Annotated in this window: 8 protein-coding genes and 5 pseudogenes; 5 read left to right on the forward strand and 8 right to left on the reverse strand. The window is 56.9% G+C overall.

Translation table 11 applies throughout. The features are described from left to right. Nucleotides 1-307: 307 nt before the first annotated feature. The 3 genes and pseudogenes from BFD71_RS38205 to BFD71_RS40075 all read right to left on the reverse strand — a co-directional run. Nucleotides 308-982: pseudogene (locus BFD71_RS38205) on the reverse strand (IS481 family transposase); the annotation flags it as partial. 260 nt (nucleotides 983-1,242) lie between these two features. Further along, nucleotides 1,243-1,656 carry a hypothetical protein gene (locus BFD71_RS38210; RefSeq protein WP_256095109.1) on the reverse strand — a complete coding sequence of 138 codons (414 nt, stop codon included), beginning with the start codon at nucleotides 1,654-1,656 and terminating at the stop codon, nucleotides 1,243-1,245. Nucleotides 1,657-1,756: 100 nt separating this feature from the next. Then, complete coding sequence (locus BFD71_RS40075) at nucleotides 1,757-2,002, reverse strand: ectoine synthase (RefSeq protein ID WP_256095110.1); 246 nt, start codon at nucleotides 2,000-2,002, stop codon at nucleotides 1,757-1,759. Nucleotides 2,003-2,615: 613 nt separating this feature from the next. Between BFD71_RS40075 and BFD71_RS38215 the strand changes: the two are divergent. Continuing rightward, nucleotides 2,616-3,311, forward strand: a pseudogene (locus BFD71_RS38215) (IS6 family transposase). A 51-nt stretch (nucleotides 3,312-3,362) separates the two neighbouring features. Then, nucleotides 3,363-3,611, forward strand: a complete 249-nt coding sequence (locus BFD71_RS40080; RefSeq protein ID WP_083245735.1) for an integrase core domain-containing protein — start codon at nucleotides 3,363-3,365, stop codon at nucleotides 3,609-3,611. A 49-nt stretch (nucleotides 3,612-3,660) separates the two neighbouring features. On the opposite strand, the gene BFD71_RS38220 is transcribed toward BFD71_RS40080, so the two are convergent. Together BFD71_RS38220 and BFD71_RS38225 are read right to left on the reverse strand one after the other, a co-directional pair. After that, complete coding sequence (locus tag BFD71_RS38220) at nucleotides 3,661-5,022, reverse strand: MATE family efflux transporter (RefSeq protein ID WP_256095111.1); 1,362 nt, start codon at nucleotides 5,020-5,022, stop codon at nucleotides 3,661-3,663. Then, on the reverse strand, nucleotides 5,019-11,510 hold the full coding sequence (locus BFD71_RS38225; RefSeq protein ID WP_069269353.1) for a non-ribosomal peptide synthetase: 6,492 nt from the start codon (nucleotides 11,508-11,510) through the stop codon (nucleotides 5,019-5,021). Before BFD71_RS38225 ends, BFD71_RS38220 begins: the two co-directional genes overlap by 4 nt. A 1,429-nt stretch (nucleotides 11,511-12,939) precedes the next feature. On the opposite strand from BFD71_RS38225, the pseudogene BFD71_RS42650 reads away from it, so the two are divergent. After that, nucleotides 12,940-13,163: pseudogene (locus BFD71_RS42650) on the forward strand (IS110 family transposase); the annotation flags it as partial. A 283-nt stretch (nucleotides 13,164-13,446) separates the two neighbouring features. Further along, a pseudogene (locus BFD71_RS38230) lies at nucleotides 13,447-13,860 on the forward strand (IS110 family transposase); the annotation flags it as partial. Nucleotides 13,861-14,492: 632 nt separating this feature from the next. Here BFD71_RS38230 and BFD71_RS38235 read toward each other — a convergent pair. After that, nucleotides 14,493-15,042: pseudogene (locus BFD71_RS38235) on the reverse strand (IS5/IS1182 family transposase); the annotation flags it as partial. A 352-nt stretch (nucleotides 15,043-15,394) separates the two neighbouring features. On the opposite strand from BFD71_RS38235, the gene BFD71_RS43135 reads away from it, so the two are divergent. Further along, nucleotides 15,395-15,850, forward strand: coding sequence for a hypothetical protein (locus BFD71_RS43135; protein ID WP_069269355.1), 456 nt, complete (start codon nucleotides 15,395-15,397; stop codon nucleotides 15,848-15,850). Here BFD71_RS43135 and BFD71_RS38245 read toward each other — a convergent pair. Both BFD71_RS38245 and BFD71_RS41905 read right to left on the reverse strand, forming a co-directional pair. Beyond that, nucleotides 15,799-16,557 carry a 4'-phosphopantetheinyl transferase family protein gene (locus BFD71_RS38245; RefSeq protein ID WP_069269356.1) on the reverse strand — a complete coding sequence of 253 codons (759 nt, stop codon included), beginning with the start codon at nucleotides 16,555-16,557 and terminating at the stop codon, nucleotides 15,799-15,801. The genes BFD71_RS43135 and BFD71_RS38245 overlap by 52 nt on opposite strands. 963 nt (nucleotides 16,558-17,520) lie before the next feature. After that, nucleotides 17,521-17,706: hypothetical protein (locus BFD71_RS41905; RefSeq protein ID WP_218108694.1), on the reverse strand; the 186-nt coding region annotated here is incomplete at its 5' end.

The following is a 17,706-nucleotide window of genomic DNA, read 5'->3' on the forward strand; positions in this document are numbered from 1 at the left end:
GTCGCCGTGAAGACAGAGGCCCAGCAGGCCGTGCTGGCACTACACCGGTTGCGGCAACGCCGCAGCGTGTGCCGGACGCAGATGTAACCGACCTTCTGCCGTTCAATTACGCCCGGCAACAAAAGGAAAAGGAAGAGACCGGCTGACGAACTGAATGCGCGTCGGCATGCTGGCTCACGCGCAGGCTCATCACCTCGACGCGGATATCGCCGGTTGACCCCGACCATCGCGGTACGGCTGCGCTTGCTCGTCTGTCGCAAACGATTCTTTATTCGGTGTGCTGAAATTACCGCTTACGATCAGGCCTGCGCGCAGTCTCATCGAGAAACCATTGCGCGTGACAGACGACGCGCGAGCGGTCATCGATCACGCACAGCAGCATCGGCGTGATCCACTGGCCGTCATGGATGAGCAGCTTGCGCGATCCGTGATGGAAGTCGAGATGCCAGAGCGCGTTGACGTGCTCGACCTCGAAGCTGCGGACCTCGAGCTTCTCGAGGCGATCGCGCGCGAGCATCGCGCCGGCGCTCGTGTGCCGGGGCTGGCGTTCCCGGAACAGGCCCTGCGCACGCATGTAACGGCGCACGGTCGTGTACGACGGCAGGTTCGCCGCACCGAGCATGACCTTGAGGTTGTCGAAGTGCAACTGGCAGGTCCAGCCGGGATGGTCGCGGTACTGCGTGCGGATCGCCTGTACCGTCTGAGGCGACAGGTTTGCGCCGGCGCCACTTGGGCGCTTGCGCAGTTTCGCCACCGGGTCGTGTGGCGCCTTGCGGGCCTGATAGAACCACCGTTCGATGGTCGAGCGGCCGAACTGGATATCGTCGCCAGTGACGGGATGACGCCAGCGTCTGGCGGCCAGCGCGGTGATGAGTTCGCGCAACTGCCCCGACTCGGGCGGTGCTGCAAGCAAGGGGCCGACGATCGCAAAGCGCAAGCGCGCCCAACGATCCCGCACGGGTAGATCGTGAAGTTCAGTCATGCGTTCTCCAAAGATGCGGCGCACCGCGCCGCGATTCAGGGGAGAGGCGAGACTACAAGCGCTGTTCGGAGAGGGCGAGCGAGAAGTTCTGCGGGCGGCTACCGTCCCTCATGCACGGTGCTCATGGCGCTGCTGCGGGTGAGCGGCGAGAGCCAGCACAGCAGCGGGTCAGGCTGTAACGCCGCAGCGAAGCGCTCGAGCAGGCTCGCCGGCGCCTGCACGGTCTCGACGGGCGGCACGAACGCCGCCCGCCCAAGCGTTCAGAACGGCGTGCTGACGAAGTCGGTCTGCCACCAGCGCCGCCATTGCGCGATCGTTGCGCGCGGCACGCCCAGCTCGCCGAGCTGATGCATCGCGGCAGCAGTGCCGGCACTGGCGCGCGTGGCACTGACGACGACCATGATTGCGGCAACGTAGACGCGACGGCCGAGAAAGCGCACGGAGAACGGCGTGGTGCGACGGCGGCACTCGGCGCAGCAGAAGCTGTAGCGGAAATCGCCGCACTCGGCGCGGGCTTGCCGGGTAAGGCCGCGTGGTTTGCGGCGATAGCGGGCGCTGTGCAGAACGCCTCTGCAGCGGCGGCAGTGCTGCGAGCGGGGTTGCTCGGCGAAGTCTTGATCGATCCGCAGCAGCAGGCGGTAGAAGTCAGGATTACGGGCACTCGTGCGGCACACTGCAAAGGTCTCGGGTCTTGGAAAACGCGAGACTCTCCCTTGGGCGTTGTTTGTGCAAGATGCCTGAGGGAGATCCCCTCGGCTACATCACGCAAGTCGCTCAAACCGCCCCGAATCCCCATCGACTTGCGTGCTCATGCTCACACCTCGCCCTCTCCGGCGATGCAGTAGAAGCTTCGAGATGGTTACGGTATTGCAAAAACGAGACCGTGTTAGCGCGCACTACGGTGTGGCAGACGCTAAAGCCCATGCCGTCCTTAGCCGTCAGGAGGCGGTGGCTAGTACCATTGCCCCAATCGACGAAGTGATCCGTCGCTTCAGCATCGTTCAGGCTACGCACAATCATATTGTTTGATCGCAGGAATACAGGTGCAAGTCATTCGTAGAAGCGTGGCTTCCGCGCGCTCCCGAAGCGGAAAGCCAAGGTATGGCTTTTGGGACGGGGCAGGCTGGCAAGAACCTGCCAACCCATGTGCTCCACTGCCATTCGCCCCATTCCTGATACGGCACCGTCCAGACCTCGTCGGGGAGCCGTCGCCCATCTTGATAACCCAATCATGAGATGAGAGACCTCGCCACGATGCGCGCGCGGCGGTCGTGGCAGCATCAGGATCGATCGAGCAAGTTTCATCTGAACTCCTAGAAGTGAGTTGCTAGATTGTTATGGTCAACGTATCCCTATCAAGCAACCGATGTGCCAACGACTTTCTGAAAACACAGCTGAGAAAACAAGGCGCCACTCGCCGTGCTAGCTGGCATCCTGCCGTCACACTTGCGACATCGATGTCTTAAACGAGACACAGCTCAAGACAGGACCGCGGTGGTCGATGGCGATGATCGCTGGAAAAGTGCAATCTCCCCGAGAGGCTCAGACAACCTCGCTGTGCTGTGCGCCGGCATGGAAGAGCTCGCCATATGGCTCTGTCAGGTTGATGGAAAGGGGGCGGTAGAATGACGTAATGAAGAAGACAAAACCGCTTTATCACGGCCACCGGTTCCCTGCCGTCGTCATCAACTGCGCGGTTCGCTGGCATTTCCGGTTTAGCCTGAGCCTGCGCGACGTCTAGGAGTTGCTGCTCGAGCGTGGTGTTGTGGTCGCATGAGACGATCCGTTGCTGGTGCGAGAAGTTCGGCGCCAGATTCGCCCAGGGCGCCAAGGCCGCGCGGCGCAAGCCGGGCTGCGCGGCGAGCCGTATCTGTTGTGGCGAGCGGTCGACGAGCATGGCGCAGAACTGGACGTGCTTGTGCAAAAGCGGCGTGACAAGGCATCGGCAAAGCGCTTCTTCCTCAGGGTGCTGCGTTCAAACCCGGTGCCGCGCAAGATCGTGACCGACCGGCTGCGCAGCTATCCGGCGGCGAAGTCGGACATTGCTGAGCTTGCTCATGTGAAGCACGTCTTCGTCAAAGCGGCCGCATGCGTGAACAACCGTGCCGAGAACGGCCACCAGCCGGCCCGCAGGCGGGAGCGCCAGATGTGCGGATTTCGCGATGCACGTCGCACGCAGGCGTTTCTTTCGAGCTTCGGTGCGATCCGGCAGCACTTCGCGTTGCCCAGACACCAGATGAACGCGGCATGTCATCGTACCGCGCTCCAGAAACGTTTCGCGACGTGGCATGGTTGGACTGTCACTGCCGCCGGAGACAGGGTTATCTAATAAGGATAACTACTCGTACGCCACAAAGACAGACTACATCGGCCAACCTGACTGAGCCATTCTGGGGCAGCGAGCTACGCCTTCGTCGCCGAACCGCAAACCAATGGCGTTGCTGAGCGGTTCAATCGGAACATGAAAGAACAAGCGATTCACCGGCGTATCTTCAAGAATGTTGATGAAGTTCGTGACGCTGTCGTTGACTTCAAAGACCGTTACAACCGAGAATGGCGGCTGGAAAAACTGGGGTTCATGTCACCCCTCGAACCCCGTCAGGCATGGATGTTTAAACAGGCCGCCTGAGTGCCAAAACCGTGTCCAAACAATCCGGGCCGATACAGGTCAAACGTCGTTAGACATGGGAGGCCTTGTCGATCTGCCGCATTTCACTATAGAGAATAACAATAGCGATAAGACCCGCCGTCATATCGGCAGCCGCTACCGAGAACAACAGGCCGTCATGTCCGTAAGCGTGCTGCAGCAAGGCCATCAGGGGCATCAGAAACACGCCATGCCGCAGTACCGCTACAAGCGTTGCCCAGATTGCGTCGCCCTTAGCCTGCATGAAAAGCAGACACACCTGTTGCACCGCTAACACCGGCAACGCACAATGGAACAGTAAGATCGCGCGGCTACCAATCTCTATCGTCGCCGACTCGTGCGTAAACCAGCCGATGATGGTCCTAGCTTGCCACACGACCCAGCCGGCATAGACTCCGGCGAACGTTAGCGCGACGGCAACCATAGTCCGAACCGCTTGCGCCACCCGTGTCCAGTTACCTGCGCCGACATTAAACCCTACAACCGACTGCGCCCCGATGCACAGCCCATACAGCGGAAGTACCGCCAGCATCGCCAAGCGGCTGGCCAAACCTATCGCCGCCACCGATGCCTCGCCGTAGCGAGCAGCGAACCCATTGAGCATGGACATGGCCGCTACCGCGAGCAGCGTATTGAGCGCTGGTGGAATGCCGATGCGGGCGATGCTCGCCAGCCGGCACCAGCAGCGTCCCACCGATGGCCACAATAAGACGATGGCCCCGTGCCTGCCCGCGAAATGTCGCCAATACAAGGTTAAGCCGCACAACTGGGCCAGAAATGTTGCGATACCGGCCCCATCGATGCCCAGCCCCAACCAGAAAATCATCACCGGGTCGAGCGCCGCGTTCATTGCGAAGGATGAGACTTGGGTCGTCATGCTGAGCACGGTATTGCCATCCGCTCTCACGATGAAACCACAGACCATATTGAATACCACTGCCACATAGCCCAGCAGCAGCCAATGAAGATAGGCCACCGCCAGTGGCAAAGTCGATGGTCCAGCGCCTAGCCATGCCAGCAAACTTGGAGCCAACAGCCAGCCGGCGATTGCCGCAATGCCAGTAATTACCATCGCAGACCATAACGCGTGCGAGGCATAATCGTTGGCAGAGTGATCGTCGGCGCGCCCCAAGCTTCGAGCAATCAACGAGGCGGCCCCTGCACCGAAGATCTGGCCTATTGCCGTGATGCCCATTGCAAACGGGAACGAGAATGCCATCGCCGCGAGTGCCGCTGTTCCGAGCCGTCCCACGAAATAGGCGTTGAGCAACTGATAAGCGGCACTGACAGTGACTCCAATGACGGAAGGAAGAGCCAGCCGCAGGATCAGTGGCAACAGTCGATCATGGGCCATTGACTGCATCAGTGATGCCGCAACTGTTGGCGTGTTCATACCATGGCTCCCTTCACGCTTGGATTGTCCCTGAGCCATCCGGCATAAGCCGCGAGACAATGCAGCAACTGACGTCCCAGCATGTTCGCCTCCTCTGCGGAAAAGCAATGCAGCGCACAATGCATCTGGATACGAAGTTTACCGTCCACATTGTCGATATCTAACCGCAACGTGTGATGACGGTTGGACCCCATCCCATCACCCGTCCAGATCGTCGGTTGAGCAAGGCCGAGCAGCATGCGCGTACGAAGATTATCTAACGCAGCGCGATAGTTGACGACAACACGAGGCCAGTCGAAATCCATGAGTGCCTTCGCCTGATCGTCCGGCAGCAGATACGCAGCCGCCCGTAGCCCAATGCCATGGATCCGCGCCGAATTGCGCTGACGACGCACCACTTTCAGACGTTCCGCCACACTGAGTCGCCCCTCACAAACGATGGCCAGCGGGACAAGCTCCGCGGTAAAGCCCATAACCGTCGACAGATCCTGACCCGGCAGGATAGGCGTGCGCAGCATGTCCATGCTGTCCAAAAACAGCCCTCGTCGCTGGTTGCCCTGTCCTGCCACCTCCGCCAAGGCGCACAGGATGACGTCGAACGCGTCAAAGCCGTGCCGTTCCGGATGCAGATCGAGCAGAACCTTTGTCGATTCCGCATCCAGGTCCAGATAGCGAATCCCCTTGCGCGCACACAAGGCCTCGAAAGCAGCATCACTGTGCATCTGCCCAGTATGGAGCATCTCGAACAAGCGGCGGCTGGCATCAGCGCCACTATCGACTGGCTCAACCTCGAGGACTGTAGCACTATCCTCACGCAGCAGTTCCCATGGCCGGCTTCGCCAATAAGCAATGTGGCTGTCCAACGAACCGCTCACATGTTCGCGCAGCGCCTTCACCCATCGATTCAACTGCGCGCGGCCACTGAATGCGGGAACTGGCGCGTGGCCATGCACTATAGCCAGATAGTAGCGTTCTACTTCGTCCAGCAGCAGCCGGAACCCATAGCCGTCGACTAGAAAATGATGAATTATGATAAAAATCCAACTGTGCGGCCGCCCACCGACCTCCGCCTCGATCAATTGGAAACGCGACATCCAGGTACGACCATCGAACCGGAATGCATATTGCGCTTTCTCAGCGATACCAGATACCTCTCGCGTGCAATCACCGAGCTCTGCGTACGAGCCCAATGCAACTCGCTCCAGATGCAACGCTCCGACTCCGGTATGGAAGCGTAGATCATCGTCATCTCGAGAGATCCTGGTGCGCAACAGTGGGTAGTCTTTCGCCAACCTGACGATAGCGGACTCCAATATGGCCGGATCCAAACGGCAGCTATCGTCTTGCCAGATCGCGTACATGTTGAAATGCTCGTCTAAACCCATGCGCCGATTCATGAATCGTATCGTAGGCGTTACTTCCACGCCACCGCCGATTTGGCCATCATGGTGCACCAGTTCGCCAGAGCGGGCATCGACCAGCCCGGCCAGTTCGCGTAACACTGGATAATCGTACAACTCGCTGACCGAAAAGCGGATGTCCATCTTGGCCGCCTGCGCCACACAGCGCACGCTCAGCATAGAGGTACCACCCAGTGAGAAGAAATGCGCGTCCGCACCAATCGTCGATATACCAAGCACTTCCTGCCAAACCGCGGCCAGTGCATTCTCGGTCGTGGTGACCAGCGGCGCGAATACGCCCACTGCGGTTTGCCGTGGCAACGGCAAGCGTGAACGGTCCAGTTTACCGCCCGGCAGCTTAGGCAAAGCCCGCAAGCGGACAAATGAACGGGGAATAGTATGGGGCAACAGCGAATGACGGAGCATTTGTCTGAACCCATCCTCCGTCGACGGCAGCTTCGCCTCCGTGCCCACCACGTAAGCAGTCAACAGCGGCTCGCCATCCGCGGCGCGGTGCAAATGCACCGCGGCCTCCTCGACCCCAGGACATTTTCGCAAGACGTGAGAAATCTCATCCAGTTCAACGCGCAAGCCATGGATCTTGATTTGGTTGTCACGCCTTCCGAGGAACTCCAGGCGGCCGTCGTCACGGTGGCGCCCCAAATCGCCAGTGCGATAAGCCACAGTTCCGAAAGGCTGTAACTCTGCCACCGAATTATCAACAAATCGCTCGGCCGTCAACTCCCTGCTGCCATGGTAGCCACCCGCCAGGCAGTCACCCGTCACCAGGATCTCCCCCACCGCACCTTGAACCACCGGCCACAACTTGTCATCTACGACCGCTATGCCGACATTGGCCACCGGCTTACCGATCGGGACAGTCCGTTCATCAGCGCCCACTTCGCACACCTCCCCCCAAGCGGCGTTCGAACTACACTCGGAGGATCCATAGAAGTTGAACAAACGGGCCTGTGGGAACGCCTCGAGAAAGCGCCGAGCCAACTCTGGCGGCAACGCCTCAGCGCTTGAGGTGACCAGCCGCAAATCTGAAACCGACCGTCCGTCTGTCAATTGTGCCGTCAAAATGCCGGTGATCAACGGTGGCGAGCACAGCAGACGCGTTACCCGGTAACGATCGAGCTGCAATAGCAGCAGGGATGGATCTTGCAGTTCTTGCTGACTCAGCAGCAAACTAGGAACGCCTTGTAAGAGTGGCCCGAAGATTTCCCATTGACTGGCAACCAGCGCCGCCGACTTCTGCACTACGCAGACATCGCCGGCCTGAAATGGGAATTGCCCCCACATCCAGTGCAAACGATTTAGGCATGCTGTAGCGGAAACTACAACGCCCTTCGGTTTTCCCGTAGAGCCAGATGTGTATACGATCTGCAGCACTTCATGCGAGCAAGATGGCGAAGGGGCGGCATCTGTTTCCTCATTGCCGCATGCAACTTCCTCCGACGGCAGTAGCACCAGCCCTCTGTCACGAAATGCTTCCCGCTGCAACGGCGTGGCAACGAAGGCATTGGGAGCGACATCTTTGGCAATCTCAAGTATGCGACTTACCGGATAATTTGCCCCGATCACCGAGTAGGTTGCGTGCAGCTTGATCGCAGCCAGAATAACGATCAACGCGTTAATGCCGCGGTCAATGCCAAGCAGCACCCTGTCGCCGGCACCAACACCGGAGGCTGCAAGTCTGTTAGCAAAACGGTTGGCCGCTGCATCCAACTCAGCGTACGAAATGCGGCCGCGCTCCCAGAAATAAGCAGTATCCACTGGTGACATTTTTGCACGCACTTCGAACATTTCGCGTAGCGTACTAGCGCCTGTATAAGCCAGCCGTCCTCCGTTGTACCGCTTAAGAAAAGCCTTTTCAGCTGGGTGCCGCAGATCCAGCTCTGCCAGCGGCGCTGCGGGCGCCGCAATGATCGCCTGAATAATTTGCTGCAGGTTGAGCAGCATTCTGGAAACGAGCTCGTCGGAGAACAGCTCGGTGCAATAGGACATCTGCAGATAGATGCCGTCCCCCTCTTCCTGACAGTAAAGAGTGAGATCGTACTTGGTATAACCGTTTTCCAATTCTCGCGCGACAATTGACACGTCTTGCCGCCCCTCAGAAATCAGCTCTGCCTTCTCCGAATACATGTTGAACATCGCCTGGAATACGGGGGAAAAATTGCTTCCACGTACCACGTCAACTGCTTCCAACATCCGACTGAATGGATATGCCTTGTTGAAGGCAGCACCGATGACAGTTTGCTGCGTCGTGGCCAGATTTTCGATGAATGACTTGTCAGGATTTATCTTCGCCCTTAGCGGCAACATGTTTAGGAAGAACCCCAGCAGGTTTTCCGTACCTGACTGTTCGCGCACTACATTCGGAGTGCCGACGATGATATCGTCCTGTCCACTGTACTCTCTCAACAAAACGTAAAACGTCGTCAGTAACACGCTGAAAAGCGTTGTGCGATTGTCCGCAGCGAGTTCGCGAAGTCTGGACGCCGCGAGAGCCGGAATTTGTATGGCGTGTGACTTACCGGTGTAATGCATCCGCCTCGGACGAGGCTTATCGGAAGGCAGGGTCAGCACCGGCAACTCACCCGACAGCTGTTGTGCCCAGTACGCGCGCTGTCGCGCCCAGCAGTCCGATCGAAACTGCTCAGACTCCCATTTCGCGAAATCCGCGAACGAAATTTCGGCTTCGAGACCGTCCTCTGAGCTGACTCCCGCCTTGTAAAATTCACGCAGTTTGCGCACCATCACCGAAAGCGACCACGCGTCCATAATGATTTCATGCGTGGTAAAGATGACAACATGCCGGTCTGATCTCTCTCGTACTAGTAGTGCGCGATACAGTGCGCCCGCGGCGAGATCAAAGGACGGATGAAACTCGCTCGCCTTCAGTTCAGCCAACCTGGGGGCACGATGGTCGCCGCAAAGGTCTATAAAGCGCAAACTGCCCTTCGGCGGTGAATCGAAGGTCAAATATGGATTGCCGCTCTTTTCGACGAATCGGATGCGCAGTGTGTCGAAGTACTGCACCACCGCATCCCAAGCCCGACTAAAGCGATCTCGATCAAGCTCTCCGCAGCATTCGAGCGCCGTTTGCAGGGTATAGTTGGATGCTGTTGGATCAAGCTTCCACAAAAACCATAAGTGTTTTTGAATGTGGCTGGCCGGAGCCTCTCCGCCCTCATCACGGCGACTGCCGACAATGGCGGGGAGCGACTCATGCGCATCCTCTTTCTCGGCCAGGAGCTCGGTCAACTCATCTATTGTGCAATGATACAGGTCAACCACTGAAACTTCGCAGGCGAATTCGCTCCGAATACGGTTGATCGCAAGCATGGCGCGCAGCGAGTCACCGCCCATCAGCAAAAAGTTGTCGTTTCGTCCCAGCCGGTCTAGATGCAGTATCTCGGCTAGCAGCCTGCACAACCGAACCTGAAGACCGTCAGCAGGCTCCAGATATTTCACATCGGACAAAGGACGCAAACTTTCCGGGGAAGGCAATTTTTTGTAATCAAATTTGCCATTGGCGTTTAATGGTAATGTCGCCATCTCGAAAAAAAGATCAGGCAGCATGTAGTCAGGAAACTGACGCGACATGTGTTCGCGCAAAGCGCTCCGTGTAACCTCCTCTCGAAGCTTGACGAAGGCCACGAGGCGCGGCAGTCTTTCCGCTTCCCCCAGACTATTTAGTGTTTCCCTTGCCGTCAGTTTCACCCGATTGTCAGCGGGGTAATGCACCACTACGGCCGCGGCCTCGACTGCTGCATGTAACCCCAGCAAACCTTCTACCTCGTTTAGCTCAATACGATAGCCACGCAGCTTAACCTGACGATCTGCTCTTCCGAGACACTCCAGTAAGCCATCCTCACGCATCCTCACGAGATCGCCAGTCTTGTATAATCGATCATATCCGCGCTTATCGCTGAAAGGGTTAACCACAAAAGCCTCCTCGGTACGCGCGTCGTCGTTAATGTAGCCACGCGCAAGGCCAACGCCGGCTACACAGAGTTCGCCTACGTCACCTGACGCAACAAGCGTCAGCGCCGCTGCATCTGGCCTGACCACATAGATTTGCAGATTGTCTATCGATTTCCCGATTGGCATAAATGCCTGACCTTCCGCCGGAGAGTTAGAAATCAAAGCATGCGTGACACCGTCGGCACATTCAGTCGGTCCATAGTGGTTGAGGATGGGAATAGACGGGTACATGGCCAGCCAGCGTCGGCATACGTCGGGCGGCAATGCCTCCCCGACGGTGGAAATCCTGCGCAGCGCCGGCAGCGCGCGTGCCTCGATCAATTCGACTTCGGCCACAAACGAGCGTAGTTGTGACGGCACAAATTGAATGACCGATACTTGGCATTCGCGCAGCTCAAGCAGCAGCCGCGACGGATCGCATACGACGTCTCTATTAATGATCCGCGTGCACGCCCCCACTTGCAGCGCCGCCATAAATTGCCACAGAGAAATGTCAAAACAGTGCGATGCTGTCTGCGCCACCTGGTCAGTTTTACTGATCGCCAGATCGCGGACCTTAGCATGCAAATGATTGACAAGGCTCCGCTGTTCAACCATTACGCCCTTTGGTTGACCGGTGGTACCCGAAGTAAAAATGACGTAGGCAAGATCACTGCCTTTGCCTCTGGGCCCGACAAAGGCTACGCTCGATGCTTGCGCTTCCTCAATATCAAGAAGCACTAGTTCCGGTTTGGCTGCCTCCAAATACGCCGCCTGTTCGTAGCAGTTATGGTCGGTCACCAGCAGGCAGCATTTACTCTTCTCCAGCATGTAATCCAAACGTTCCGCTGGATACTGGCGATCAAGCGGCATATAGGTACCGCGAATCTTAAAAATGGCAAGCATCGCAGCCAATAAATCAGTTCCTCGCTCCATCAGCACGCCGATGACGGGCGCCTCGCGGCCACAGCGCTCGGTCAGCGCCGTTGCGATGCGATTAGACTGCTCATCAAGCTCCCGATACGTCACCGACTCGCTGCCATGCCTCGCTGCTATATGGTGCGGATAAAGCCGTGCCGCATCACAAAAGTAGTCCACTGCCAATGGTGTTTTCATTTCAATCTCACTCACTCTATTAAATGCTTGAAGTAACCGGCCCTATACTAAAACCAGCTGTCTCGGCGGACGACCGCAAAAGTATCCGTGGAATGATCGTCGAATGGTTCATTGCGTTTGGATTGGATAACTGGTTACGATTAGAATCAGTACCGATAACCGCGAAAGATGCGGCTGGCGCGAGCAACGTTACAACTCGATGGCGCATAGATCGCCTTCCGATCGCACATTGCTATGACGATGCGAGACCGAACCCACCGAGTGCCCGCATCGCGTAACGGCGCTATATCTTGCGCCAGCCCCGCAGTTCTCCCCAATCCTCAGAGAGCGAGTTCCTGGCACGCTTCCGAAACGGTCACGCAGCGCTTACTGTCAAAAAGTAGGGTCGCGCTCGCGATGAAGGCTTTCGGATCATCGGCAACAAGCGACCAATCGTGGGAAAACCGCACAGTGCGTGATCTGTTCATCGTTAAAGTAACCGTCCTCAATCACAATCACGACCTTAGCTCGAGCAAGCGATGTCAGTTCAAGAAGAGGACTATGCAATGAGTCGTAGTAAGGAATTCACTTCATACAGGTTTCGAACTGTATGCTGCAATATAAAAACTACAGTAAAGCGCGTGAATAATTGAAACATGTGCGCTTCGACACCCGACGCTCCAGTAGCATAAGTTCAGAAGTATTCAACAGTCATATAGTGGATTAGAAGGTGCGATGGCTCTGCTCGATTAGGTCGTCCTGACCGTCGCGTCGATGTCGGTGCTCACATGCTGCTCACTTCGCCGCACAGCTTCATTCTGGCAGAGCCCTTGTTAACTTTCTTTGTGAGATATATCGTTCGTCGGACTGCACAGCAACGCAGGAAGAAACTTCCCGGTCAGGGAACGGAATGGAACTGATGATCCAGAGCGCCGTTTCCTTAGTAACGCGTAGCGCGGCACCTTGAGTGGACGCCGCAATAACATAACATGTCGACTGTCATTTTTTGAAGATCTTGTCTGTGGCTCGTGAGGCTTTGGTTTCGTGTTCACGCTTCGTTACCTTCCGCTTTAATTTCCCCGCGACAGCAGATGCAATAGTTGAGCCAACGCCACGACACACCGGATAGATATCTCACAACACATTGCTGATCGGGATGATTGATGGGCATTCACCCTCCAAAACGCTTGCGGGATCTTGCGCCAAGAATCGTTTGTCGGTTTGCCTGTGTTGCATGTCCGACAATGTTTGATGTGCAACACCACGGATTACCGCGAGGAAGGCCGATCAAAGCGACGAACTTACTGACGAGATCATTACAGTAATCAGGGCCAACTCGGTCTCATTGAAGAACTTGCGGTCGACCACCAGCGCCTTGGCCGCCTCGCCTTTCTCATGAGCGCGACCTGCAGCCAGATAGGCCGGCTAGTGCACGTCCCAATCGAATTCGGCACCCGAGATTCAGCAGCGACACGAAGGGCTGCCCAAAGCGATTATCGATCGGGCGTGGGATGCGCAGTTGCGACTGTGCCGGCGATATCGCAAGCTCGTAACCCGAGGCAAGAACGCCAACATTGCGGACGTTGCCGTTGCGCGCGAATTAGCCGGTTTCACTGGGACATTGCCCGACTCGCGATGGCGCTTGCATTGCCGCGTAGCGTGCAGTCCATATGAGACTGATGACGGGTCGGTATTGATGATCGATGAACTGATTCATGAAGGGAGTTTCCTGAAGTCGGCGTAGCCCGGTATTCGAGCAATCCGCGCTTCCACTTCGCAACGGGCAGTCCCCGACTTGCGTTTTAAGAACGCGGCAGGCTCATGAGACGGAATGGAACGAACGCCCCCACCACGGCCGGTGAGGAAATGCAGGACAGTGGATCCTCGCGGGCCGACGGCATCAAGTGCCCAAGTGGGAGATCATGACGATTTCCCAAGGCTAACCGGAGGATCCACAATGAACTATGGGATAGTCGGTGCTGACATCGCAAAGAACGTCATGCAGTTGCATTGGATGGATCCGGATACCGGGGAGATCATCAACAGCCAATCAAGCGAGCCGCATTTCTGGAGCACTTCGCGAATCGTGCTCCTTGACTAGTCGGCATGAAGCATGCGGCGGCGCCCAGCATTGGGCCGGACGACTGATTGAAATGGGACATCAGGTGAAGCTGATACCGGCGAAATTTGCCAAGGTTTTCAACATTCGCAATAAAAACGATGCTGCAGACGCCCGTGCCATCTGGATGGCGACGCAGATGCTGGGGAAATCTGTGGCAGTCAAGACCGAAGCCCAGCAAGCCGTAATGCTCTGCACCGAATACCGCAACAGAAGATCAAGTTCCGCACCATGCAGATGAACTGCCTGCGTTGTACTGCGCCCAGTTTTTGACGCGGTACTGGCTTTGGAACTCGATTGCTTGCTGGTCGTGTCCTTCCGCATCTTCTCGGCATAAATTGAGAATGTACGCAGGAAACCGAACTGTTAACAGAGCCCCTCCCGGACGCTGTTGCGCGTAAACGTCAGCATGCGCAGCTAGATTTATGCAACAACGCCAATAAAAAATAGGAAAAAGCTGGAAACACGTTGCATAAAAAATCGCCCCGAAACCCAAACAAAAAGGGTATCGGGGTGGAATACACATTGGAGAATTACCGGAGAAACCCTGCACAAAACTCCTAACCAACGTTTCGCACAGGCACACAATTAATAGAGCAACAGCAGCTAACTCAGTTAATCGGGCAATTACGATTGCTAATCGGCAAAGAAACGTTTGTCAAACCAAATGCCATCAATTTCGCTGATAGTGGTTCGATGTTCGCCAATTCGGCTACCGCTCTAGCCTAGCAGGCTGCTGAAGTACCTCCCGTTAGAAGCAGGCTTTCTGCGGTTACGCGGCTCTCGCTGCGCGTTCCGTCGCATTGTGAAATTTCAACGCAAAGCTCATGCTGGTTCGGCGGGTTGAGGCCAATTGCTGGCCATATTGACGCTTTTTTTCGCCACTATGGGCGTACCTGTGCCAATGAACGCAGGCGCACGAGATTGTAAACGGCCATGTTCAACACGAACATCTGGTCCACCTTCTTCAAGCTGCGCACCACGGTTTTGGCCCACCCGAAGCCCTCCTGTGCGTCGTAACCCTTATCTGCACCTAGCGTGATTTCTGCACTCGCGTCTCCTGCCGCTTGCCGTGCGTCGTTGATTATGACCTTGGCTGCTTCACGCTCGGCATGCCCGTCAGCGCGCGTCACGCGTGCGTTGACCACCAGGCCATGCCGATTGTCGGTTAGAGTGTGGCCCATGTAACGCAATTCGCTGGCCGTTTTGCCTTTGCGATAGAGCCGCGCACCGGGATGCGGTCCTGGACTCATGCGTCTCGTTGCTACGCTTCTCGCCCTTGGAGTCGCCCGTACCACCACCTTCGCTGTCCTGATCGTCACTGTCCTTGGGCACAAAGCTCTTGTGCCCCGCCCACGCCTGGATCAGCGTTCCGTCCACACTGAAGTGCCCGCCCGAGAGCAGGCACTTCTTCCCGGCGATCGCCACAACTTTGAGCTTGCACTCAAACCTCCCATCTACCGTCAAAGCTACAAAGCATGGTGGATTTTTGCGACGGTAACCGAACATCAATCGGAGGATGTTATGAAACTCACACCATTGGGAGTGACGATCTCACCGGAATCCGGGTCGACCCAGTGCACCTGAAAGATGTTTTTTGGCAATGTCCACAGCGGGCGGCGTTATAGAGCCAATTCGAGGGCGGCCTAATCGAGCCACTGCATGGGCGGCGAAGGAGCCACCCTGCAGGCGGCGTGCAGAAGCCAGCGGCAACGGGCGCAAGCGCAACTCGAACTTTCCAATTCGGTTCACTCCGTTCATTTGAACGGAGCGCCTATGGCCAACAGTGCAGAAGTTGCTGCGTGCACAGCGCGTGACGTTACCTAGGCGCGGCGGCGTCGAGTTGAACTGCGTTGAGGCATGTGAAGTGGATGCGCCCACCGGTGTGCAGTCCGTCGTCTGGCGCCTGCTGAGCAACCGCGAGGTGTCCGATGCACATGTACTCACCGAACTGATCGACTGGTACCGCGCGAGGCGGGAGATCGAGATGTTCTTCAATGTGTTGAAGAACGCATGTCGGGTTGAAACGTTGCAGCTCTCACAGACCTCGGGCGCAAGGGCGACGGTGAACCCGGCGCGAAGACACTGTGGATTGGCATGCAGCGTGATGGACGCGGTGGTCACTATCCAGATCCTGCGCGAAGGGTACAAAACTTCTGTTAACGAGATGCGCTTAACCTGCATTGCGAACTACGCATCCCACGAATCCGCATCGCGCGACCACGCGACACATGCGGCATAACCGCTCAGGGCACGAAGCCAAACTGCGTCGAGTCTCGCAATCAAGTCGCGATTGCATACGCTCTCCTCGCTAACTAGGATGCTTGGTTCGTGCTGCCTGTCGCCAAGTACAGAAAACCATGTCATGCCCCCTCCGATGCCGACGCCAAGTGCCTTCAACACCGCTTCCTTTGCCGTCCATACGTCATAAAACGCGTCGGTTCGCCTGTACATCGGCAAAGCGGTCACTTGTGCCTCGTCGCGCGGCGCAAATACCGCTGATGCGAGCTTCCTCCAATTGATGTCTTTGCGCGCAAATTCGATATCGACACCAACCCTCCGTCGCCGGCCAATTGCGATCAGAGCATACTGCTCCGAATGCGAAACGTTAAAGTCGAGTTGCCCACCGAACCCGCTTTGCATCGACTTATCGAGACGCGGCCGTCCGCCGGTGTCTCGCTCGAAACGCAATTCACTGGCCTCCGAATCTGTTCGTTCCGCGAGCAACTGACGCAGTACGACGCGCGTCACCGCACAACGCAGCGCATCGTCGCGGCGTCGGAAGCGCGCGACCTTCGCACGCTCATCGTCCGAGAGCGGAGCGAATGCGGGACAGTCGAGCATGACGCGAAAATCGAAGCTGATGCAAAATATTTCAATATTTGCTGCGGAGGCACGCGGCGGAGCGAGCTCGTGCACATTGAAAGCCGACGTTGCAGGGACGATCATCAATTCACTCCGTTAGTGACGGTAACAGGCAGTTGCTGTGCGATTATGCCGCGCGAGGAACAGAGGTGCTCAAGTTCCTGAAACAGGTTGCAGATCACGTGCGCTCGTCTGGAGCAAGTCGGCCGATGAAATTCGGTCACGTCTCGAACGGTTTTGCGCACGCGTCTAAACGATACCGAGATGAACGCCATGAACATGACACACCAGCGATTGACGACGCCGTGCTCGCGCTCCTCTATTCGACATTGCACGCCCGGCATTGTCACCCATTGAAAGGCCGTTGGAAAGACAGTACAGCACTACGCACAAGGCGCAGCCTTCCGTTGTTGCGAAACCTTCGCCAACCCCGCGCGAAGCGCCGCGACGCATCCGATATTTCGTTCGCCTAGTGGCGGAATTGATCCGCGAGCACGAAAGCGCCGGATAGCGATCAAAGGAGGTTTGCACGAGAGCCGTCTGCGACGGCACCGACTCCCAGTCCATTGAACCATTGAAGTCCTACCGAAGCTGGACAGGGGCCGTCCGGAAGATGAACCCCTCTTCTGCATGCAAACATGCTATGTATCTGATTTGACTTCACGGTTCGCTCGCAAACGGCCCGCTCACTCATGCGATGAGCCGACTGCAATGGTTGCTGTTCGGCACTTGATCGGTGCTGGATCAATGCCGGGTGTGGCACAGCTGCACAGATGGCGGAAGCATCATTCTCGTCGTTCTTGCCGCCGACCACAAAGGGTTTCACATATTGTGTCGGCAGCAGTCGAACCGTGTGCCCCCCTGCGAGATAAATTCCAGAGCCCAGAAGTGCGAACCGTGACGGTGTTCGATGCCGATCAGGCTCGGTTCAAATTTCGAAAAGAACTTGCGCAGCTGCGGAAGTTTGCGCAGCTGTATCGGAGCAAGATCTGCGAACAGGCAAGGATGGTGACGTGGCCCCGGTGGACAAGTGGTCCTATGGCGTGTTCACGCTAATGTCGTTTGATCGTCCACTCTGGCGATGGAAATCACCGAAGCCCAATTATCAACGGATCGAGCATTGTCTGCCACGACAGCGTGGCAACAGTCAGTCTGACGAACCTGCAAGTGCAATGCGATCTTTATGTCGCCGAGCACGGCTGCAAGTGGCGTGGACTGCCGAAGCGCTTCGGT

The organism is Paraburkholderia nodosa (assembly GCF_001718195.1).
Lineage (GTDB): Bacteria > Pseudomonadota > Gammaproteobacteria > Burkholderiales > Burkholderiaceae > Paraburkholderia > Paraburkholderia nodosa_A.

Excerpts from the sequence above, each read along its gene's own strand:
- BFD71_RS38245 (WP_069269356.1), bottom strand. The coding sequence starts at position 16,557 with ATGATCGTCCCTGCAACGTCGGCTTTCAATGTGCACGAGCTCGCTCCG.
- BFD71_RS38220 (WP_256095111.1), bottom strand. The coding sequence starts at position 5,022 with ATGAACACGCCAACAGTTGCGGCATCACTGATGCAGTCAATGGCCCAT.
- BFD71_RS40075 (WP_256095110.1), bottom strand. The coding sequence starts at position 2,002 with ATGATTGTGCGTAGCCTGAACGATGCTGAAGCGACGGATCACTTCGTC.
- BFD71_RS38225 (WP_069269353.1), bottom strand. The coding sequence starts at position 11,510 with ATGAAAACACCATTGGCAGTGGACTACTTTTGTGATGCGGCACGGCTT.